This window comes from Kluyvera genomosp. 2 (assembly GCF_036759865.1).
Lineage (GTDB): Bacteria > Pseudomonadota > Gammaproteobacteria > Enterobacterales > Enterobacteriaceae > Kluyvera > Kluyvera ascorbata_B.
The window spans coordinates 83,551-104,092 of sequence record NZ_JAPKIA010000018.1; the positions used below are offsets into that span (position 1 = coordinate 83,551).

At 56.8% G+C, this 20,542-nt stretch carries 17 protein-coding genes; 2 read left to right on the forward strand and 15 right to left on the reverse strand.

Annotation, left to right across the window (positions count from 1 at the left end; genetic code table 11):
- Positions 1–275: 275 nt before the first annotated feature.
- From actP to acs, 3 genes are all read right to left on the reverse strand, one after another.
- On the reverse strand, positions 276–1,925 hold the full coding sequence (gene actP, locus V6942_RS18775) for a cation/acetate symporter ActP (protein WP_035895955.1): 1,650 nt from the start codon (positions 1,923–1,925) through the stop codon (positions 276–278).
- Complete coding sequence (locus V6942_RS18780; protein WP_106928512.1) at positions 1,922–2,236, reverse strand: DUF485 domain-containing protein; 315 nt, start codon at positions 2,234–2,236, stop codon at positions 1,922–1,924. Before V6942_RS18780 ends, actP begins: the two co-directional genes overlap by 4 nt.
- A 128-nt stretch (positions 2,237–2,364) precedes the next feature.
- Positions 2,365–4,323, reverse strand: a complete 1,959-nt coding sequence (gene acs, locus V6942_RS18785; protein WP_333501653.1) for an acetate--CoA ligase — start codon at positions 4,321–4,323, stop codon at positions 2,365–2,367.
- Between the two features lie 414 nt (positions 4,324–4,737).
- Here acs and gltP point away from each other — a divergent pair, with 414 nt between their 5' ends.
- Complete coding sequence (gene gltP / locus V6942_RS18790) at positions 4,738–6,051, forward strand: glutamate/aspartate:proton symporter GltP (RefSeq protein ID WP_333501654.1); 1,314 nt, start codon at positions 4,738–4,740, stop codon at positions 6,049–6,051.
- Between the two features lie 127 nt (positions 6,052–6,178).
- Here the strand turns inward: gltP and V6942_RS18795 are convergent, their stop codons facing one another.
- From V6942_RS18795 to V6942_RS18825, 7 genes are all read right to left on the reverse strand, one after another.
- Positions 6,179–6,862 carry a tetratricopeptide repeat protein gene (locus V6942_RS18795; protein WP_333501655.1) on the reverse strand — a complete coding sequence of 228 codons (684 nt, stop codon included), beginning with the start codon at positions 6,860–6,862 and terminating at the stop codon, positions 6,179–6,181.
- A gap of 92 nt (positions 6,863–6,954) precedes the next feature.
- Positions 6,955–9,102 carry a formate dehydrogenase subunit alpha gene (fdhF, locus tag V6942_RS18800; RefSeq protein WP_106928504.1) on the reverse strand — a complete coding sequence of 716 codons (2,148 nt, stop codon included), beginning with the start codon at positions 9,100–9,102 and terminating at the stop codon, positions 6,955–6,957.
- A 289-nt stretch (positions 9,103–9,391) separates the two neighbouring features.
- Positions 9,392–10,846 carry an MdtP family multidrug efflux transporter outer membrane subunit gene (locus V6942_RS18805; RefSeq protein ID WP_333501664.1) on the reverse strand — a complete coding sequence of 485 codons (1,455 nt, stop codon included), beginning with the start codon at positions 10,844–10,846 and terminating at the stop codon, positions 9,392–9,394.
- Between the two features lie 2 nt (positions 10,847–10,848).
- Complete coding sequence (mdtO, locus tag V6942_RS18810; RefSeq protein WP_106928502.1) at positions 10,849–12,816, reverse strand: multidrug efflux transporter permease subunit MdtO; 1,968 nt, start codon at positions 12,814–12,816, stop codon at positions 10,849–10,851.
- Positions 12,816–13,847, reverse strand: a complete 1,032-nt coding sequence (mdtN, locus tag V6942_RS18815; RefSeq protein WP_106928500.1) for a multidrug transporter subunit MdtN — start codon at positions 13,845–13,847, stop codon at positions 12,816–12,818. The genes mdtO and mdtN overlap by 1 nt, the downstream gene beginning before the upstream one ends.
- Positions 13,848–13,866: 19 nt before the next feature.
- Complete coding sequence (locus V6942_RS18820; protein ID WP_182966477.1) at positions 13,867–14,142, reverse strand: YtcA family lipoprotein; 276 nt, start codon at positions 14,140–14,142, stop codon at positions 13,867–13,869.
- A gap of 217 nt (positions 14,143–14,359) precedes the next feature.
- A complete protein-coding gene (locus tag V6942_RS18825; protein ID WP_182966475.1) occupies positions 14,360–16,342 on the reverse strand; it encodes an alkyl/aryl-sulfatase in 1,983 nt (660 codons plus the stop codon).
- A 280-nt stretch (positions 16,343–16,622) separates the two neighbouring features.
- Between V6942_RS18825 and yjdP the strand changes: the two genes are divergently transcribed.
- Complete coding sequence (gene yjdP / locus V6942_RS18830; protein ID WP_106928496.1) at positions 16,623–16,949, forward strand: DDRRRQL repeat protein YjdP; 327 nt, start codon at positions 16,623–16,625, stop codon at positions 16,947–16,949.
- On the opposite strand, the gene phnP is transcribed toward yjdP, so the two are convergent.
- From phnP to phnL, 5 genes are read right to left on the reverse strand one after another with little or no spacing between them, the layout of a single operon-like run.
- The gene (phnP, locus tag V6942_RS18835; protein WP_182966473.1) at positions 16,946–17,704 is read right to left on the reverse strand and encodes a phosphonate metabolism protein PhnP; all 759 of its coding nucleotides are present in this window, start codon (positions 17,702–17,704) and stop codon (positions 16,946–16,948) included. The genes yjdP and phnP overlap by 4 nt on opposite strands.
- Positions 17,705–17,713: 9 nt before the next feature.
- A complete protein-coding gene (gene phnO / locus V6942_RS18840; protein WP_106928492.1) occupies positions 17,714–18,148 on the reverse strand; it encodes an aminoalkylphosphonate N-acetyltransferase in 435 nt (144 codons plus the stop codon).
- A complete protein-coding gene (gene phnN, locus V6942_RS18845; protein WP_106928490.1) occupies positions 18,135–18,692 on the reverse strand; it encodes a ribose 1,5-bisphosphokinase in 558 nt (185 codons plus the stop codon). The genes phnO and phnN overlap by 14 nt, the downstream gene beginning before the upstream one ends.
- Positions 18,692–19,828, reverse strand: a complete 1,137-nt coding sequence (gene phnM / locus V6942_RS18850) for an alpha-D-ribose 1-methylphosphonate 5-triphosphate diphosphatase (RefSeq protein ID WP_333501656.1) — start codon at positions 19,826–19,828, stop codon at positions 18,692–18,694. Before phnM ends, phnN begins: the two co-directional genes overlap by 1 nt.
- Entirely contained in the window at positions 19,825–20,511 is a 687-nt protein-coding gene (gene phnL / locus V6942_RS18855) for a phosphonate C-P lyase system protein PhnL (RefSeq protein WP_182966467.1), read from the reverse strand. Before phnL ends, phnM begins: the two co-directional genes overlap by 4 nt.
- Between the last annotated feature and the right edge of the window lie 31 nt (positions 20,512–20,542).

A 20,542-nucleotide genomic window follows, 5' to 3' on the forward strand; every position in this document is an offset into this window, starting at 1 on the left:
TGTAGGATAAATACAATGAATTAATAAAAGGCTATTTTTGTTATTAGCTAATAATATTAGTCAGGGGAGCATAGAAATAATTTTTCGTCAGCGAGTGGGTAAGGGGAGCAGAATAATAAAAAAAGCGGAGAAAAATTCTGGAGTGGAAGGCGCTTCACAACCCGGAAATAATCATTGTGAAGTGGGATACGTATTCCCGGTGAATAAACGTGACGGGCTTCATCTGCGGGGGATAAAACTGTGATCCCCGGCCTGGAAGGCCGGGGAGGATAACATTAATGCGCACGGCCCTGGTCGATGCCCAGACCGGTCTGCGAACGAATGAACTGCGCGCGGAACTGCTCGCGTTCAAGATTACCTTCGGCGGAGTTATCGGTAGCAGAGAAGAACCAGATCCCGATAAAGGCGATGGCAATCGAGAACAGCGCCGGGTATTCATACGGGAAGATAGCCTTCTCGTGACCGAGGATCGTCACCCAAATGGTTGGGCCGAGGATCATCAGCACCACCGCCGTCAGCAGGCCCAGCCAGCCGCCAATCATCGCGCCACGGGTGGTCAGCTTCGACCAGTACATGGAGAGCAGAATGATCGGGAAGTTGCAGCTTGCCGCGATGGAGAACGCCAGGCCTACCATGAACGCGATGTTCTGATTCTCGAACAGAATACCCAGCAGAATCGCCACCACGCCCAGCACCAGTACGGTGATTTTAGAAACCTTCAGCTCTTCACGTTCGGTCGCGCCTTTCTTAAAGACGTTAGCGTACAGGTCGTGAGACACCGCCGAAGCGCCCGCCAGCGTCAGGCCAGCAACCACCGCCAGAATGGTGGCAAAGGCGACCGCAGAGATGAAGCCCAGGAACAGGTTACCGCCTACGGCATCGGCCAGGTGAACCGCCGCCATGTTGTTGCCGCCAATCAGCGCGCCCGCGGCATCTTTAAACGCCGGATTCGCCCCTACCAGCATGATCGCGCCAAAGCCGATGATAAAGGTCAGAATGTAGAAGTAACCCATAAAACCGGTGGCATAGAACACGCTCTTACGCGCTTCGCTCGCATCGCTGACGGTGAAGAAACGCATCAGGATATGCGGCAGACCAGCGGTACCGAACATCAGGCCGAGGCCTAACGACAGCGCCGATATCGGGTCTTTCACCAGCCCGCCTGGGCTCATGATGGCTGCGCCTTTCGGGTGCACCGCCATGGCTTCAGTGAACAGATTATTGAAGCTGAAGCCGACGTGTTTCATCACCATAAAGGCCATGAAGCTGGCGCCGAACAGCAGCAGTACCGCTTTAATGATCTGTACCCACGTGGTGGCGAGCATGCCGCCGAACAGCACGTACATCACCATCAGCACGCCCACCAGCACGACGGCGACGTGGTAGTTAAGGCCGAACAGCAGTTCGATAAGCTTGCCCGCGCCCACCATCTGGGCAATCAGGTACAGCGCCACGACCACCAGTGAACCGCAGGCGGAAAGCATACGGATTGGCCCCTGCTTCAGGCGGTAAGAGGCGACGTCGGCGAAGGTGTAGCGACCGAGATTACGCAGACGTTCGGCAATCAGGAACAGAATAATCGGCCAGCCAACGAGGAAACCGAGCGAGTAAATCAGCCCATCGTAGCCGGAGGTGTACACCAGCGCGGAAATACCGAGGAATGACGCCGCTGACATAAAGTCACCGGCGATCGCCAGCCCGTTCTGAAACCCTGTAATGTTGCCGCCAGCGGTGTAGTAATCGCTGCGTGAACGTACGCGCTTCGAGGCCCAGTAGGTGATATACAGCGTCAGCATAACGAAAATCAGGAACATGATAATCGCCTGCCAGTTGGTCGGCTGACGCTCAACGTGCCCGCTAATCGCATCGGCCGCGTTGGCTGCGAAAGGAAGTGTGGCGGCAAGCGCCGTCAGGACTTTCTTCATGATGCTTTTACCTCACGCAGTACGGCCTTGTTCAGGCGATCGAATTCGTTGTTAGCCCGCCAGACATAGACGCCGGTCAACAGGAAGGAAATGACGATAATACCGATCCCAATCGGGATACCGCGCGTGACGCTGGTGCCCGGATGGAGCGGCGTGCCAAGCCAGCCAGGGGCAAAAGCGATGAGTAAAATAAAGCCGACGTACACGACTAACATAATCAGCGATAAGAAGGTGGCAAACCGTTGCCGTTTTTCGACGAGCTCCCTGAAATGCGCACTATCTTCTATCTGCTGACAAATTTGATCATTCATCACAGAGTCTCCAGAGGTACAGGTTGTTGTTGTTTTAGAGCTGTCTGTTGCCGGATGGCGACTGGCGTCTTATCCGGCCTACAATTCGCGTAGGCCCGGTGAGCACAGTGCCACCGGGCAAACTGTCGTTATGACGGCATCGTGATGGCCTGCTTCTCTTCCAGCAGTTTATCCACCACGCCAGGATCGGCGAGCGTTGAGGTATCGCCGAGGTTGCTGGTGTCGCCCGCAGCGATCTTGCGCAAAATGCGGCGCATGATTTTGCCAGAACGGGTTTTGGGCAGCGAGTCGGTCCAGTGCAGCACGTCCGGTGTTGCCAGCGGGCCAATCTCTTTACGCACCCAGTTGCGTACCTCGGCGTACAGCGCTGGCGTCGGCTCTTCGCCGTGGTTCAGCGTGACGTAGGCGTAGATGGCCTGGCCTTTAATGCTGTGCGGAATGCCGACGACGGCCGCTTCGGCAATCTTCGGATGCGATACCAGCGCTGATTCAATTTCTGCAGTCCCAAGGCGGTGGCCGGAGACGTTCAGCACGTCATCGACGCGGCCGGTGATCCAGTAGTAGCCATCTTCATCACGACGCGCGCCGTCGCCGCTGAAGTACATGTTTTTGAAGGTGGAGAAGTAGGTTTGCTCAAAGCGCTCGTGGTCGCCAAACAGGGTACGCGCCTGGCCCGGCCAGGAGTCGGTGATAACCAGGTTGCCTTCGGTCGCCCCTTCCTGCGGATGGCCTTCGTTATCCACCAGCGCGGGTTGTACGCCGAAGAACGGACGGCTGGCGGATCCCGCTTTCAGCTCGATAGCGCCCGGCAGCGGCGTAATCATGAAGCCGCCGGTTTCGGTCTGCCACCAGGTGTCCATCACCGGGCACTTCTCGTTACCGATCTGCTTCCAGTACCATTCCCAGGCTTCCGGGTTAATTGGCTCACCTACGGAACCCAGGATGCGCAGCGATGAACGATCGGTGCCCGTCGTCGCTTTATCGCCCTCGGCCATCAGCGCGCGGATGGCGGTTGGTGCGGTATAGAGAATATTCACTTTATGTTTATCAACCACCTGGCACATGCGCGCCGGGGTTGGCCAGTTAGGCACGCCTTCAAACATTAGCGTCGTGGCGCCGCAGGCCAGCGGTCCGTACAACAGATAGCTGTGGCCGGTAACCCAGCCCACGTCGGCGGTACACCAGTAGATGTCGCCCTGATGGTAGTCGAAGACATATTTAAAGGTGGTTGCGGCGTACACCAGATAGCCGCCGGTGGTGTGCAGCACGCCTTTCGGCTTGCCGGTGGAGCCCGAGGTATAAAGGATAAACAGCGGGTCTTCGGCGTTCATCTCTTCCGGCTGGTGCTGGTCGCTGGCGTTTTCCAGCAGGTCATGCCACCACAGGTCGCGGCCTTCGTACCAATCGATGTTGCCGCCGGTGCGCTTGAGCACCACCACGTTTTCGATAGTTTTGACGTTCGGGTTTTTCAGCGCGTCATCGACGTTCCTTTTCAGCGGCACATTACGTCCGGCACGCACGCCTTCATCAGAGGTAATGACCAGGCGGGCGCTGGAATCAATAATGCGACCGGCCACCGCCTCCGGCGAGAAGCCGCCGAAGATCACCGAGTGGATGGCACCAATGCGGGCGCAGGCCAGCATGGCCACCGCCGCTTCCGGCACCATCGGCATATAGATAGCCACCACGTCGCCTTTTTTCACGCCCAGAGAGAGCAGGGTATTGGCGAAGCGGCAAACATCGCGGTGCAGTTCGCGATAGCTAATGTGTTTACTTTGGCTGGCATCGTCGCCTTCCCAGATGATGGCTGTCTGGTCGCCGCGGGTTGCCAGGTGGCGGTCGAGACAGTTAGCCGCCAGGTTCAGCGTACCGTCTTCGTACCATTTGATGGAGACATTGCCGGGAGCAAAGGAGGTGTTTTTAACTTTGGTATACGGCCGAATCCAGTCGAGGATCTTTCCCTCTTCACCCCAGAACGCGTCCGGGTTGGTGACTGACTGGTGGTATTTGGCCAGGTATTGCTCCGGGTTTATCAGGCAGCGGTCTGCAATATTTGCAGGAATAGAGTGTTTATGAATTTGGCTCATGCTTTTTTTCTCCTTGTAAGATGTTAATAATATGTCTCATAAAAGTTAATAACAGAGGCGCGTGTCGCTTTGTTTACTATTTGCGCGGCAGATCACGCATTATTGGAATTGTTTAAATAACGTTCACTTGAATCTTTGAACGAAAATAATTACGGAAGGGGATTTATAGAAAATGGAGGAAAAATTTTGTTTTTATAACAAAAACTTATAAATAATCACTGGTGGAAATTAGCAGTAATATGATTTTTGTCAGTGAAAAGCCCTGTTCTGAAAGGGTTGCGCGAGACACCGTACAGATGATACTGATACTGCGCGTTAAAAACCTCTAAAAGTAAACGCAACACAAATCACCCCCTTTCAAGTGAATACCATTCCTGTATGGCATGGTGTTTTTCATTGAGGAAGTTTGCCGTTATGAAGAAAACACGTGTCAGCTTAGCCTGGCAAATTCTCATCGCCCTCGTGCTGGGTATTATTCTGGGTAGTTATCTGCATTATCATAGCGATAGCCGTGACTGGCTGGTTATGAATCTGCTGTCCCCGGCTGGCGATATTTTCATCCATCTGATTAAAATGATTGTGGTGCCGATTGTTATTTCGACGCTGATTGTCGGCATCGCCGGCGTTGGCGATGCAAAACAGTTGGGGCGAATTGGCGCCAAAACCATCATCTATTTCGAAGTGATCACGACCATTGCGATCATTATCGGTATCACCATGGCCAACGTGTTCCAGCCGGCTGCCGGTATTGATATGTCGCAGCTGGCGACGGTGGATATTTCGAAATACCAGAGCACAACGGCAGAAGTGCAGAGCCACGCGCATGGCCTGATGGGCACGATTCTGTCGCTGGTGCCGACCAATATCATCGCCTCCATGGCGAAAGGCGATATGCTGCCGATCATCTTCTTCTCGGTGCTGTTTGGCCTGGGCCTCTCTTCGCTGCCCGCGACGCACCGTGAGCCGCTGGTGACGGTATTCCGTTCAATTTCCGAAACCATGTTTAAAGTGACCCATATGGTTATGCGCTACGCGCCGGTCGGCGTGTTCGCGCTGATTGCCGTCACGGTCGCTAACTTTGGCTTCGCCTCGCTGTGGCCGCTGGCCAAGCTGGTGCTGCTGGTGCACTTTGCGATTCTGTTCTTTGCGCTGGTGGTTCTGGGTATTGTGGCGCGCATTTGCGGGCTGAAAATCTGGATCCTGATTCGCATCCTGAAGGACGAGCTGATTCTGGCTTACTCTACGGCCAGCTCCGAGAGCGTGCTGCCGCGTATTATTGAGAAGATGGAAGCGTACGGCGCGCCGGCGTCGATCACCAGTTTCGTGGTGCCGACCGGTTACTCCTTTAACCTCGATGGCTCTACGCTGTACCAGAGCATCGCGGCTATCTTTATTGCCCAGCTGTATGGTATCGATCTGTCCATCTGGCAGGAAATCGTACTGGTTCTGACGCTGATGGTGACCTCAAAAGGGATTGCCGGCGTACCGGGCGTCTCCTTTGTGGTGCTGCTGGCTACGCTGGGCAGCGTAGGCATTCCGCTGGAAGGCCTGGCCTTTATTGCTGGGGTTGACCGTATTCTCGACATGGCGCGTACCGCGCTGAACGTGGTCGGTAATGCGCTGGCGGTGCTGGTGATTGCCAAGTGGGAACACAAATTTGACCGCAAAAAAGCGCTGGCCTACGAGCGCGAAATGCTGGGCAAGTTTGATAAAACTGCCGATCAGTAATAGAAAAGAAACAACAACGCCGGGCATGCCCGGCGTTGTTATTTTTGTGGTTTTGTAGGACTGATAAGCGTAGCGCCATCAGGCAAGCCTGCGTACATTGCCGGATGGCGGCGAGACCTTATCCGACCTACTCAGAGCTTAACTTATCAAACTCCTCGCAGCCGGTATCAAACCCTTCCGTACAGCTCAGATTCAGCCACTGTAGCGCCTTTTGTTTATTGGGCGTGATAAACCCTTTCTCACCGCTCTGGAACATCATGCCTGCCCAGTATTCGGCATAGCCGGTACGTGACAGCGCCGAGCTATTTTTGAAGTAGTCGGTGGCTTTTTCATCGTCTTCTTTCACGCCTACGCCGTTGGCGTAAAGCAGCCCCAGCAGCATCTGCGCATCGACCGCAAAGTCGTTTTCAGTATTCATCGATGCCTGCTGTAGCAGGTTGATGGCGCGCGGGTAGTCGGTCTTGCCCGCCTGGCTGTTAATTAAAATTCGCGCCAGGATGACCTCACCGGATTTGCTACCTGCGTGGGTAGCTTTCTCCGCCAGCGCTCTGGCCGCCGGATAATCCAGGCTAACCGGATTAGTGATTTTGATCTGCGCCAGCAGCGCGCAGGCGTCGGCATCGCCGGCGTCGGCGGATTTCTGCGCCCAGAATTCGGCTTTACTCAAATCGCCTGAGCTAAACCAGGTATCGGCCAGATAATACTGCGCGCGCGCGTCTCCGGCCTCGGCGGCCTGTTGATACTGGCTGCCCGGCTCTTCGGCGTGTACTGACAGCGTGGCGAGCCACAGCAGTGCTAAAAGTCGTTTCATTGTTTTATGTAGGTGGTCGAGGAAGTGGGCAGTATAAAGAGAATGCGAGGATAAAAAAACGCCCCCGAATGGGGGCGTTGAAACGAGTCCGCTTAGCCCATTGCGCTTTCGCGCAGACGAGCCTTCAGCTTATTATACTCATCAATAACATACTGCTCTGCGGCACGCTGGTCGGCAATTGGCTCAACGTTGACGGCGCAGTATTTATACTCAGGCGTTTTGGTAATCGGGCTCAGGTTCTCGGTTACCAGTTCATTACAGGCCCCAATCCACCACTGGTAGGTCATGTAAATCGCGCCTTTGTTCGGACGGTCGCTAACTGCCGCACGGGTGATGATTTTGCCTTTGCGGGAGTTCACCCACACCAGCGCTTCATCCTCAATGCCTAAACGCGCCGCATCGGCGGTGTTGATCTGGGCATAGCCCGGTTCATCCGCCAGCGCCGCCAGCGCCGCACAGTTGCCGGTCATCGAACGGCAGGAGTAGTGGCCGACTTCACGCACCGTCGACAGTACCATCGGATACTCTTCGGTGAGCTTGTCGATAGGCGCTACCCAGTCGCAGGTGAAGAACTGCGCCAGGCCGTTCGGGGTGTCGAACTTCTCTTTGAAGAGGTAGGTCGTCCCCTGGTCGGCATCCGAAGTATCGCGGCAAGGCCACTGGATAAAGCCCAGTTCGCCCATCTTCTCGTAGGTGGCACCGTAGAAATCCGGGCACAGATGGCGCAACTCGTCCCAGATTTCCTGGGTGTTGTTGTAATGCATCGGGTAGCCCATACGGGTGGCGATTTCGCTGATAATCTGCCAGTCCGTTTTCAGATCCCACTTCGGCTCCACGGCTTTAAAGAAGCGCTGGAAGCCACGGTCCGCCGCGGTGAAGACGCCTTCATGCTCACCCCAGGACGTTGACGGTAAAATCACATCCGCCGCCGCCGCGGTTTTGGTCATAAAGATATCCTGGACGATAACCAGTTCCAGATCTTCGAACCCTTTACGTACCGCAGAGAGTTCGGCATCGGTCTGTAACGGGTCCTCACCCATAATGTACGCCGCGCGAACTTCGCCATGCGCCGCGCGGTGCGGCAGTTCGCTAATGCGATAGCCGGTGTGCGCAGGCAGGCTTTCCACGCCCCAGGCCTTGGCGAACTTCTCGCGGTTGGCCGGATCTTTCACGTACTGATAGCCCGGATAGGTATCCGGCAGCGCGCCCATATCGCACGCGCCCTGAACGTTGTTCTGGCCGCGGACAGGGTTAACGCCGACGCTTGGCTTACCGAGGTTGCCGGTCAGCATGGCGAGGCTGGTCAGGGAACGCACGGTTTCTACGCCCTGATAGAACTGGGTGACGCCCATACCCCACAGAATCGCCGCGCTTTTGGCGCTGGCATACATCCGCGCCGCCTGACGAATTTCCTGCGCGCTGACGCCGGTAATGTCTTCGACGGACTCTGGCGTGTAGCCTTCGACAATCTTACGGTACTCTTCAAAACCTTCGGTACGGTTAGCGACAAACGCCTGGTCGTACAGATTTTCTTCAATTATGACGTGCCCCATCGCGTTAAGCAGCGCGATATTTGAGCCGTTTCTTAAAGCAATGTGCATGTCGGCAATGCGCGCGGTTTCAATTTTACGCGGATCGCAAACGATGATTTTCGCCCCGTTACGTTTGGCGTTAATGACGTGATTCGCCACGATAGGGTGAGAATCCGCCGGGTTGTAGCCGAAAATAAAGACTAAGTCAGTGCCATCAATTTCATTGATGCCGTTACTCATTGCGCCGTTACCGACCGATTGGTGCAGACCTGCAACCGAAGGGCCGTGTCAGACACGTGCGCAGCAGTCGACGTTATTGGTACCAATAACGGCGCGCGCGAATTTTTGCATGACGTAGTTTGTTTCGTTACCCGTTCCGCGTGAGGAACCGGTTGTCTGAATAGCATCCGGGCCGTATTTCGCTTTGATCGCGCTCAGGCGATCGGCTACGTAATTCAGCGCCTCGTCCCAGGAGACGGATTCCAGCTTGCCGCCACGCTGGCGACGAATCATGGGGGTTTTCAGACGTGGCGTCAGGATCTGGGTATCGTTAATAAAGTCCCAGCCGTAATAGCCTTTCAGACACAGGGTACCCTGGTTGGTTTTCCCCTGAGCCGCCTCTGCCCGGACGATTTTTCCGTTATCGACCACCAGGTTGATTTTGCAACCTGATGCGCAATACGGGCAAACCGTGACGACTTTTTTCATCGGTCTCGCTCCAGTTAATCAAATCGCGCATACGCGCTGTCGCCCTCAGTATGCATCTTTTATGCCACTTTTTTATTGTGGGCATTCCCTGATAATACGGGTGATTTCTGGGCAAAACCCTGACGAAAAACAGGCTGTCGTCATATTTGACGTGTCGAAGGGAAAAGCCGCGTGACGGTAATCACGCGGCGGGGACTGCCTGACGGGCCTGAGACCTGTAGGGCGGATAAGGCGAAGCCGCCACCCGGCAACCTGCGCCAGCTACCTGATGGCGCTAGGCTTATCAGGCCTACTCGCCGGGGGCGGCCTGATAGCCGCCGCCCAGCGATTTGATCAGCTGGATGCTCTGAATCACGCGTTGGGTATCGATTATCAGCAGTGACATCTGCTCGGCAAGCACCGGCAGACGCGCTTCGGTTGCCTGCAGGCGGCTGCCGAGACCGCGGCCAAAAGCGGCTTCGGCGGCGCTCTGGGTATAGCGGGTGGCATCTACCCGTTCGGCCTGCATCATCCGCTCGTCGTTGAGCGTTTGCAGACGGGTACCGTTAATGGCGACATCGCGCACCGCATTCAGTACCGACTGGTTGTAGCGTTCTATCATCATGTTGCTGGCGGCACGGGTGTTTTTCAGGTTGGCGTTGAGGCGACCGCCGTCAAACAGCGGCAGGCGCAGGCCGGGGATAAAGTTAATTTGTCGGCTGGTCCCCTTAAACAGATCGTTGATATGAATCGCATCAAGGCCGAAGAACATTTTGATATCGAAGCTGGGGTAGAATAGGGCCCGCGCGGCATCGATCCGATCGAGCGAGGCCTGCACGTACCAGCGCATGGCCTGAAGATCCGGCCGGCGAGCGAGCAGTTGGTAGGAGAGCGTTGCCGGGATCCCCGTCTGTACCTGTGGCAGCGCCGTTGGCTTGATGTCTAACCGCGTATCGGCCCCCGCGCCCACCAGCGCGCGTAGCGATTCGCGCGTCTCTTTGAGCTGGCCTTTGGCTGCGGCGATTTGCTTATCGACGGCCAGCATCTGCGCCCGTGCGCCGTGATACGGCACCTTCGCTTCCAGCCCCTGGGCCACTTTGCTCTGATGCGCTCGTACCGCGTAATCAATCACATCGCGGGTTTGCTCCAGCAGGTCGAGCATCTGATAGCTGGCCTGCATGCTGTAGTACAGCTGCGCGACGGCCACCGAAAGCGACAGTTCGACGGCGGCAGTTTCTGCGACGGCCGCGTTTTGCGCGCCGATGGCCGCTGCGACGGCCGAACGGTGCTCGCCCCACAGATCGAGATTCAGCCCGGCGACCAGGCCAACGGTGGCCTGCGTGTAGTATGGGCCATCCATACCAAGCTTCGGCGCATCCAGCGCATAGGGGCCAAGAAAGCCGTTGGCGGAGGCTCGCTGGCGGTTAATCATGCCTAGTGCCGCCATTTGCAGCTGCGAGCCGCCCTCCAGCAGTTCGGCCTGAGACTGCGCTTGTTCTTCACGCAGCCTGGCTTCAGTAAGGGTGTGGGAACCGGAGAGCGTTTTGTCTATCAGCGCCGCCAGCTGTGGGTCGTTAAACTGCCGCCACCACTGCGCCTGCGGCCAGCCGCTACTGGCCAGGTGGATGTCATCGGCCAGTTTGATTTGCTCCGGCGCCAGCTGCTGATGCGGCGAGGCATCTTCGCGGATCAGCGCGCAGCCTGAGAGCACCGTCGTGCTCGCAAGCAGACTGCAAAGGAGTAAAGGAGAAAGAGAACGGATCATGGTCATGGGGTTCCTTGCGCCTGTTTTCCGGCCGGAAGGGCCGCCCGGTGAGTCCAGTCGGGTAAATGGGCTATCTGCTGCATCACGCCTTGGGCATGCGCGGCGAGTGAAGGGGGATATTCAAAAGGGGCTACCGACGCCGTGATGCCATTTTCCAGACTTGCGGCGTAGTGCTCCAGGGCTTCGGCGAGCCGAGGCTCGGGAGCGGAAGCGCCCTCCCAGCGGTAGAGGATCTCGCGACCGCAGGCGATAACGGCGCGGCTGTTGGCCAGCAGCGCGCTTCGCGCGTCGGCGTCAAGCTGATGCTCCAGCGCGACGCGTTCGGCCATTTCTTCACAGGCATTAAAGGCTGCATGGCAGCCGATGCGCAGCTGTAAATAGCTGCGCTGGGTCGCGGGTTCCTGCTGCGGAAGACGCAGCATTTTGCCAAGCATACCCAGTGCGGCGGCCAGCTTTTTCGGCAGAGCCTGGGCTTCGCTTTCCGGCCAGACAAAGGTATACACGACGGCGGAAACGGCGGTGCCAATCAGAATACCGACGGCGCGATCGCGTATTTCGGTCAGATCGTAAGCCGGGCCAAAGACGTTTTCGACCGTCGCCAGCGCAAAGGTGACGATCATCTGTGTGCCGATATAGGACGATCGTTCCGATCCGGTAGCTATCCATGCGCCGAACAGGAAAATGGGGGCCAGCAGACACAGCAGCTCGGCGATGTTATCCAGCCACGGCATGATGAAAATGGTGACCAATAGCGCCAGTACAGCGCCGCAGACTGCGCCGCCGAAGCGTAGCGCCATTTTCTGATACGACGATCCGATGCTGGGGTTGGCGACAATCACGCAGGTCAGCATGCAGGTGTGGATCCCTTCCCAGTCGACGCCGGAGTAAAAGACATAGCAAATCATGCAGGCCAGCAGCGTTTTCAGCGCATAGCGGATGTAGTGAGGATTCGTGAAGGCATCTGCGGCCATGGATGGTGGCTTCACGGCGGGCGTGGGCGGCGTGTCAGGATCCATCTGCCCCAGCAGACGTAGCTGTTCGCACAGGTTCTCAAGGCCGTATTGCCGGGCGATGGCGTGCTCATCGTCGCTGAGCGTCCAGCGGCTCTGCCAGCACTGACCGGCGGCAATGGCCTGACGTAGCGACAGCATTTCATCTCTTAGCCTGTCGGTGAGCGCACGCGGTGCGGTGCCTGAGTAGCGGTTGAGCGTGGTATACAGGAAGGTCACGGTGGAGACGCAGCACTGCCACCAGGCGCTGCGCGCCTTCCAGTCGGCATCATCGGCCATACAGAAGACATTCAGCTTCTGCAGCGCCAGCGCTTCCCGCTCGACGTATTTTTCCGCCAGCGGTGCGGCGGGCGTTGCCAGATGGCCAAGCGCGTCATCGAGCCTGGCACACAGCGCTTCCTGCATCTGCTTTCCGGCGCGCAGAGGAAACCAGAGCACGCCAAGCAGTACCATCAGCAGCGTTGGATACAGGCCAACCACAATGCACCAGAGGGTGAGGCGTACAACAATTTCCGGGTAATCGAGCATGCCGGGAAACGTCTGACCATAGACCGCGATGATTGCCACGGCGAAGAACAGCAGCCCCAGGCGATGGGTGCGCATCATAAACATGCAGCCGATCAGGATAGCGCTGGCGATAATCATGCGTGCCAGCGGATAGCCGTACGACCATTTGTAGATAAGAAACAGGCTGCCGATTTCCAGTACCGTCGCCATGATGAACAGCACGGCGACGAATTTAGTGTAAAACGCGTTCGACTGTACGCCGTAAAACAGCACCGCCAGCGAGATGGCCATAAAAGGGATCTCGAAGGTCATGGAGATCAGCACCACCAGCAGACAGCCCGCCCATAGCTGCATGGTGTGGGTGAATCGCCCGGGCCGCTTCTCGCTCAGCTCCTCACGGAAAAATGCCAGCAGCCTGACCAACGGTAGCGGCAGGTAGGAGAGTATGTTCATTATGGCGACTCAAGCGTGGCAACCGCCGAGGCTCCGATGCGGAACGTCTCTGCGTCTGGCTTGTCGACCATAATCTTCACCGGGAAACGCTGGGCCACGCGTACCCAGTTGATGGAGCGCGCAACGCGCGGCAGTCCGCCCATCACTATACCGCCGTCGTCGGGCAGCACGCCGTAGCCGATGGAGTCTACTTTACCGCTGAAGGCTTTACCGCTGTCACTCATCAGATGTACGGTGGCGGGGGTGCCTGGGCGGATATTTTTCAGCTCGGTTTCTCGGAAGTTGGCGATCACATACCAGTGGCGGGTATCAATCAGCGTGAAGACCGGCTTCATGGCCGAGGCGAACTGGCCGATGGCGGTTTTCAGCGAGACCACGCGGCCGTCGAACGGTGCGCGAACCGTCGCCATCTCAAGGTGCAGCTTAGTCAGCGCAATATCGGCCTGCACCGCGACGCGCTGGGCGACCAGCGCATCAACGCCGCTCACCGCGCTAGCGGCCTGCTGCGCTTGCAACAGCACGGCGTTAAGATCGGCTTCGCTGGCGCGCTGGGCGGTTCTGGCGCGGTCGACGTCTTCGGCGGAAACAAATCCCTGGGCCAGCAGCGGTTCGGTGCGCTTCAGCGTATCGCTGGCCTGTTTGGCCGCCGCGCGCGCTTTGGCTACGGTGGCTTCAACGGAGCCGGCCGCAAATTTCTGGGCATCAACGCTGCGCTGGGTCAGCATAATTTGTTTATCCAGCGCGGCCAGCGAGGCTTCTGCTTTGGCGAGGCTGGCTTCATAAGGCCGGGGGTCTATCCGAAACAGCAGGTCTCCCTGCTTAACCTGCTGGTTATCTGCTACCGCCAGTTCAACGATACGGCCACTGACTTCGGGCACCACGTCAATGGTGTCTGCGGATGCATAGGCATCGTTAGTGGAAGGCGACGTTTCCATGCGCCAGATAACGAATACCATCACGACGAGGGCGAGCAGGGCCAGCGCCAGCGCGTGGGCTTTACGACGAGGAACGTTTTTCTGCGTGCTTTCCATTAGCGCATCTCAATATAAATTAGAAAAAGACCAGCCAGAACAGCATGGAGTAGAGGGCAAAGAGGGCGGTATAAACCACGCCGGCCAACGGCATGGCGTGACGCTTACGTAAAAGAATTCGCCGGGAGAGCAGCGTGAGAATAACGCCGACAATCATGCACAGAAGCCAGCCGGGGTAATAGGCGCCAATAAACGGAATGGCGGGGGGCAATGAACACCCGGCGAGCATCACGAGCGGCGTGAAACAGGCCCCTTTTATTAGCGAACGGATGGCCCTGGATTTAACGATTTGCATAATAAAATACATCCTGTGTATTTCGAACAATATCCGGAGTGAATATGAAATAACGTAAAGCGACAGTATGGCTATTTTCGCAGGGTGAGAAAAAGGATTTTATTTTGCCACCGCATCTATAACTTATTTATAATTTTAATTATAAAAAAAGATCTATTTAAATTGTGAATTTAACCGTGGTCAGCGGTAATCATACCGCTGACCCGGTTATTTGCTATTAATTTGGCGTGACGATATTGACCCACAGCTCAAATTTATCAAGGCAGGCAAAAATGGCGTTAAGCTGCTCGGCATTGCCGATGGCTTTGACTTTTTTCGCCTGAATCAGGTCAGCCATTTTGGCCTGGCCCGTGAGCACCGCATGCAGATCGTCCCGGCTGATATAAAACGAGGCGTCGGCCTTCGGTTGCAGGGTATGGCGGTAGTTGAGCACGCTGTTGTTCAGCGTCAGATTCAGATTCTCGTTGTTGCCCAGATTGAAGTTCAGGCTAATGTCTTTGCCTGCCGCTTTATTGCTATCCAGACGCACCGCCATATAGTCAAATAACATTTCGACCGTCATGCCTTTGATGGTATCCGGCGAGTCGGTTGTACCGTGGCTAAACTTGCGTACGCCCTCGCGCAGCTCTTTTGCGCCGGTCAGGTAGAAGCCGCGCCAGGTGGCAGACTCTGCCTGGTAACCCAGCTGTTCAAAGGTATTGGCCTGCAGGTTTTTGGCAATCTGGTCGCCAGGGTCGGCGGCAATAACCTGCTTGAGCAGTTCTGCTGCCCAGCGGTAGTCGCCCTGTTGATAGGCGTCGCGGGCAAGATTAATGGCATGAGCAGAGCCGCCCAGCGCCTGCACGTAGCGTTTGCCCATCTCGACCTGGCCGTAGGGGTGAAGGTTTGCCGGGTTGCCATCGTAGTAGCCGAGATAGTAGTTATACACCGCCCTGGCGTTGTGGCTGACTGAACCGTAGTAGCCGCGGCTGGCCCAGTTATTGGCCAGCGGCGTCGGCAGTTTCACCTTGTCGCCGATCTCATTGAGCGTGTAGCCCTGATTGGCCAGGTGCAGCGTTTGGTCGTGAATATACTTAATGGTATCGCGATATTTACCAATATAGTCATTGATTTGCTGGTTTCCCCACACCGGCCAGGTGTGCGGCATAAACAGGACTTCAGCCTGGCCGCCCCATTTATCCAACGTTTCATTCAGATAGGATGCCCATTTGCCGGTATCGCGCGTTTTCGCGCCGCGCAGGGTATAGAAATTATGCAGCGTGTGGGTCGCGTTCTCCGCCGTGCACAGCGCTTTGAGCGCCGGGATATAGAAGTGCATTTCCGCTGGCGCTTCGCTGCCTGGCGTCATCAGGAATTCGAATTCCAGACCGTCGATCGTTCTTTTCTCGCCGGTTTTGTTAATCGACACCGTGGGGGCAATGATGGTGGGGTAACCGCTCGCCAGCGTGACGCCCAGGCCGTTACCAATATTGCCTTGTTCGTTGCGTGGCAGCAGCAGGCCATACGAGTACAGCGCGCGGCGGCTCATGATATTGCCGGCCATCACGTTTTCACTGATGGCTTCAGCCATCAGACCGGCTGGGGCGATAATTTGTACTTTGCCCGCTTTGACATCGGCTTCGGAGACGATTCCCTTAATGCCGCCGTAGTGGTCCGTGTGGCTGTGGGTATAGATAACGGCGACGATCGGCTTTTGTGGGCGGTGCTGGAAATAGAGATCGAGGCTGGCTTTGGCCGTTGCGGGAGTGACCAGCGGGTCGATGACGATAATGCCGGTATCGCCCTCGATAAACGTGATATTAGCGATATCCTGACCGCGTACCTGATACATGCGATCGGTCACTTTGAACAGGCCGGAAATTCCGTTGAGCTGCGCCTGACGCCAGAGGCTCGGGTTGACGGTTTCCGGCGCAGTGGCGTTGAGATCGAATTTGTAATCTTCCGCGCGATAGTACGTTTTGCCATCTGGCGTTTTTAATTCACCGTGATTGAGCAGCGGCGCAATAAATCCGCGCTGCGCATCGTCAAAATCCTGACGGTCGCTGAACGGCAATGCGCTAACATACTGCTGATTAACCTGCTGCGTGAACGATGTTGCCGGCTGGGGTGATTCAACCGCATAGGCACCGTGGCTGCATACGCTGGCCAGAGTAATGGCAAGACAGGTTCGGCTGAAAGAAAATAATCTTTTGCTGCCCATATAAATCTCCATTTTATTATTAATCCAATGAATTAATTTATGCTTAGATATGGCGATCTATACTAAAGCGATTTGTTTTTTTTGCGTAAAGGCGGATGTGAGGGCGATCGTTTTTTTAATAAGGTATTTGTGCGAAATAATATAAATAATAGTTTTTCTGTATTTTAATGATTGAATAATTCTTAAAGAATATTATTCCCCTTCGAATTGAGATTCCTCCGCTACACAGTTTCTACGCTGGAGCCTAGTCTGAGGGCAGTATCCCGACGAGACTGGTTCTATGAAACGTTATCTGACCGCAGCCCTTTTTTGCGCTCTGTCGCTGAGCGGCCCGTTGGCGCATGCCGACATCATCGACGATGCCATTGGCAATATTCAGCAAGCCATTAACGATGCCTATAACCCGGCGAGCGATCGTGAGGATAGCGACGATCGCGGCTGGGACGATCGTCGCTCGACCTCACAGAGCAGTCAGCAGTATCACGATCGTCGACGTCAGTTGGACGATCGGCGGCGTCAGCTTGACGATCGTCAACGGCAGCTCGATCGAGAACGCCAACAGCTTTCTGATGAAGAGCAACGTCTCGAGGACGATGATGACCGCTAGGCGAGGTTAATCATCATGCCGTCATAGCCGGGTTCAATACCCGGCGGCAGGCGATGCGTCATCATCCATTCATCAAACTGGTGGCTGATGTGGGTGAGAATGATACGCGGGCAGCGGAGGCGTTCGTTGAGCGCCAGTACCGTGGTTAAATCACTATGGTTGCGCGGCGGCGTTTCACAGGGCGCATGGCTGCAGTCAATAACCATGACCTGCGGGCGGTTGTTGCTTAAAAAAGTCAGCGTTTTTTCCGGCAGGCCTGCGGTGTCGGAGAGCCAGGCGATACGGCTGTGCGGCGTTTCCAGGAGGTAGCCAAAGGTCAGCCTGGAGTGTTCCAGCGGGACGGGCGTCACCTGCAACCCCTGTAAATCAAACACGACAAACGGTGCGACGGTATGGCTGAAATCCAGCAGCCCGGGATGTTTGAAGAGATCGTCGCAGCCCTGCTCGTCCGGTGGCCCGTAAACCGGCACCGTCTTGCCCACGCCCCAGCGCAGCGGGAAAAGCCCCTGGACGTGATCCATATGGTAGTGAGTCAGCAAAAACTGGTGGAACGATCCGGCGGGCCAGCGATCGCAAAGATCGTGTATACCCGCGTCGAGAAGGGTGATCGCGTCGTTAAAGCGAACCACGCCGCTACACGCGCGGCGCCGGTATTGTGGCGCACGCCTGGCGCGGGCGCAGGCGGCGCAATCACAGCCCCAGGCCGGGACGCCCTGCGCACCGCCGGTGCCGCTGAGAGTGAGGGTTAAACTCATTCCGCTTCCTCATAACGCTTTGGTGAATCGAACGTGGCTGGGGGCGTAGCCTTCGCGCTGATAAAAGCGGTGCGCATCAAGGCGACGAGTGCTGGTCGAGAGCTCGCAAATCTCCGCACCCGCATCGCGCGCGGTCTGCTCTGCCCAGGCCAGCAGGCGGCTGCCGACGCCGGAGCCGCGCGTCAGCGGCATGACGACCAGCTCTTGAATCTCACCCACCCAGTTGGCGTGATGCAGATGGAACTGCAAATGTAAGCTGACCATGCCGACGACGCTATCGTCGATCAGGGCCAGCTGGTAGTGCAAATGATGATTCTGAAGATTGGCGGCAAAACCGGTGTCAAAGGCATCGCGACAGTACTCGGCCTGCTTCAGTTCGCACATCAGCGCGTAGACGTCGTCAATATCGTCAAAGGTAGCATAGCGAAGCTCACAGACAGACATGATCCCTCTCCTTGCGCCCCATCAGGGTCAGTAAAATCTCTACTGACTGTAGCAAACTGCCGTCATTATTGAGCGTAGGGCAGTTGGGTGGCGCATAGCGGGCGGCGCGTTCCAGGCGAGCGGCAATCTCTGCGCCATTCTCCCGGCCACGCGCCTGCAGGCGCTGGCGTAGGATATCGGGTGACACCTGTAAACAGACCGGCAGCAGCGCATCGGCATAGCGGGCTTTTGCCTGCGCCAGGTGCGCGCGCGAGCCGTTGACGATGACGTCGAAGCCCGCGTGCAGCCAGAGGTCAATTTCTACGCCGACGCCGTAATACAGGCCGTTGGCGTGCCAACTCAGCGCCAGCAGGTTATGCCCGGCGCGGGTAAAAAACTCCGCTTCGCTAAGCGCAATATGGTTCTCGCAGCCCGCGTTGGCCGGACGGGTGATATAGCGGTGCGCGACCAGTAGCTGAGGATGCGCCTGCTGACGAAGGACTTCCAGCAGGCTGTCTTTACCGGAACCCGATGGGCCCATTAACCAGATCAGTTTACCTTTCATCAGAACACCCTTTTTCCCTGACGCCAGACGTGGTCGATATGAATGTGTTCGCCTTTGCGGTGCGCCAGCACCAGGTCGGCGCGTTTGCCTTCGCCAATGATGCCGCGATCGTGCAGATTCAGCGCGCGGGCCGGATTCTGACTCACCAGCGCGATAGCCTGCGGGAGCGTAAACCTGTTCTGCTCGTCATCGGCGACGCGGAAGGCGGCGTCCAGCAGGCTTGCCGGGTAGTAATCGGAGGAGAGGATATCCAGCAGGCCCAACTGCGCCAGTTCGTGGGCCGCTACGTTGCCGGAGTGCGAACCGCCGCGCACAATATTCGGCGCGCCCATCAGGACGTTCATGCCGTGGCGACGCGAGGCCTCGGCGGCTTCAAACGTGGTCGGGAATTCGGCGATCACGCTACCGAGCTGATGCGATTCCACGACGTGCGCGTGGGTCGCGTCATCGTGGCTGGCCAGCGCAATCCGGCGCTCCCGGCACAGCCCGGCAATGGCGCTGCGGTTGGGCTGCGACCAGCGGGCGGCGAGCGCCAGCTGTTCTTCCTCGTACTGGCGCATCTGTTCATTAGTAAGTGAGTACTTACATTGGTAGTATTCCCGGTACTTTTCCCGGTTAGCAAACTGGCGTTGACCGGGCGAGTGGTCCATCAGGGATACCAGCGATACCGGCTCGCGGCCAACCAGTTTTTCAAACAGCGGCAGCGTGGTGTGATGCGGCAGTTCACAGCGCAGGTGCAGGCGATGCTCGGCACGGTTGAGGCCGCGCTTTTGTGTCTCTTCAACGGCGTTAATCATCTTTTCCAGGTTTTCCAGACGATCGCCGCCATCGCGTACGTCGCCGATCGCCACGGCGTCCAGTACGGTGGTGATTCCGCTGGCGACCATCAGCGCGTCGTGGCTGCTCATCGCCGAGTGTGCGGGCCAGTCAACCTTCGGGCGTGGGGTGAAGAATTTATCCAGATTATCGGTATGCAGCTCAATTAACCCCGGCAGCAGCCAGCCGCCCTCGCCGTCCAGAGCTTCCGGCAGGCGGCTCTGGCTTTCAGCAAAGGCGCGGATTTTACCCTCATGTACTTCCAGGGAACCGAGAACCACGTCGTTTTCCAGCACCAGCTTTACGTTATTGATAATCATGCAGGCGTACCCATTGGATGGAGGCGGTCAGCGACCTGGTTGCGGACGGCTTCGTCGTGGAAAATGCCCACAATGGCTGCGCCGCGGGCTTTGGCTTCATTGATCAGGCTAACCACCGCTGCGCTGTTTTTCGCGTCCAGCGAGGCAGTGGGTTCGTCGAGCAGCAGAATCGGGTAGTCGACGATAAAGCCGCGTGCGATGTTGACGCGCTGCTGCTCGCCGCCGGAAAAAGTCGACGGTGCGAGGTGCCACAGGCGCTCGGGGACGTTCAATCGCGTCAGCAGCCCGGCGGCTTTCGCGGCGCAGGTGTCGCGTGCTACGCCGGTATTGAGCAGCGGCTGCATGACCACTTCCAGCGTGGAGATTCGTGGGATCACGCGTAGAAACTGGCTGACCCAGCCGACGGTGTTTTTGCGAACTTCCACCACCTGACGTGCCGGGGCGCTGACCAGATCGATCCATTCGTCACCGTGTTTGATATGGATATGGCCTTCGTCCGGTAGGTAGTTGGCGTACAGCGAACGCAGTAAAGTGGATTTACCGCTGCCGGAGTGGCCGTGCAGCACCACGCACTCCCCGGTATTCACCGTGAGAGAGGCGTTACGCAGAACCGGCAACTGGACGCCGTTCTGTTGGTGCAAAACAAAGGTTTTACTGACGTTTTCGACGCGGATCGCGTTCATTTTTGCCTCTTTAACATTTGTACGGCCTGTT

Excerpts from the sequence above, each read along its gene's own strand:
- actP (WP_035895955.1), bottom strand. The coding sequence starts at position 1,925 with ATGAAGAAAGTCCTGACGGCGCTTGCCGCCACACTTCCTTTCGCAGCC.
- V6942_RS18780 (WP_106928512.1), bottom strand. The coding sequence starts at position 2,236 with ATGAATGATCAAATTTGTCAGCAGATAGAAGATAGTGCGCATTTCAGG.
- acs (WP_333501653.1), bottom strand. The coding sequence starts at position 4,323 with ATGAGCCAAATTCATAAACACTCTATTCCTGCAAATATTGCAGACCGC.
- gltP (WP_333501654.1), top strand. The coding sequence starts at position 4,738 with ATGAAGAAAACACGTGTCAGCTTAGCCTGGCAAATTCTCATCGCCCTC.
- V6942_RS18795 (WP_333501655.1), bottom strand. The coding sequence starts at position 6,862 with ATGAAACGACTTTTAGCACTGCTGTGGCTCGCCACGCTGTCAGTACAC.
- V6942_RS18805 (WP_333501664.1), bottom strand. The coding sequence starts at position 10,846 with ATGATCCGTTCTCTTTCTCCTTTACTCCTTTGCAGTCTGCTTGCGAGC.
- mdtO (WP_106928502.1), bottom strand. The coding sequence starts at position 12,816 with ATGAACATACTCTCCTACCTGCCGCTACCGTTGGTCAGGCTGCTGGCA.
- mdtN (WP_106928500.1), bottom strand. The coding sequence starts at position 13,847 with ATGGAAAGCACGCAGAAAAACGTTCCTCGTCGTAAAGCCCACGCGCTG.
- V6942_RS18820 (WP_182966477.1), bottom strand. The coding sequence starts at position 14,142 with ATGCAAATCGTTAAATCCAGGGCCATCCGTTCGCTAATAAAAGGGGCC.
- V6942_RS18825 (WP_182966475.1), bottom strand. The coding sequence starts at position 16,342 with ATGGGCAGCAAAAGATTATTTTCTTTCAGCCGAACCTGTCTTGCCATT.
- yjdP (WP_106928496.1), top strand. The coding sequence starts at position 16,623 with ATGAAACGTTATCTGACCGCAGCCCTTTTTTGCGCTCTGTCGCTGAGC.
- phnP (WP_182966473.1), bottom strand. The coding sequence starts at position 17,704 with ATGAGTTTAACCCTCACTCTCAGCGGCACCGGCGGTGCGCAGGGCGTC.
- phnO (WP_106928492.1), bottom strand. The coding sequence starts at position 18,148 with ATGTCTGTCTGTGAGCTTCGCTATGCTACCTTTGACGATATTGACGAC.
- phnN (WP_106928490.1), bottom strand. The coding sequence starts at position 18,692 with ATGAAAGGTAAACTGATCTGGTTAATGGGCCCATCGGGTTCCGGTAAA.
- phnM (WP_333501656.1), bottom strand. The coding sequence starts at position 19,828 with ATGATTATCAATAACGTAAAGCTGGTGCTGGAAAACGACGTGGTTCTC.
- phnL (WP_182966467.1), bottom strand. The coding sequence starts at position 20,511 with ATGAACGCGATCCGCGTCGAAAACGTCAGTAAAACCTTTGTTTTGCAC.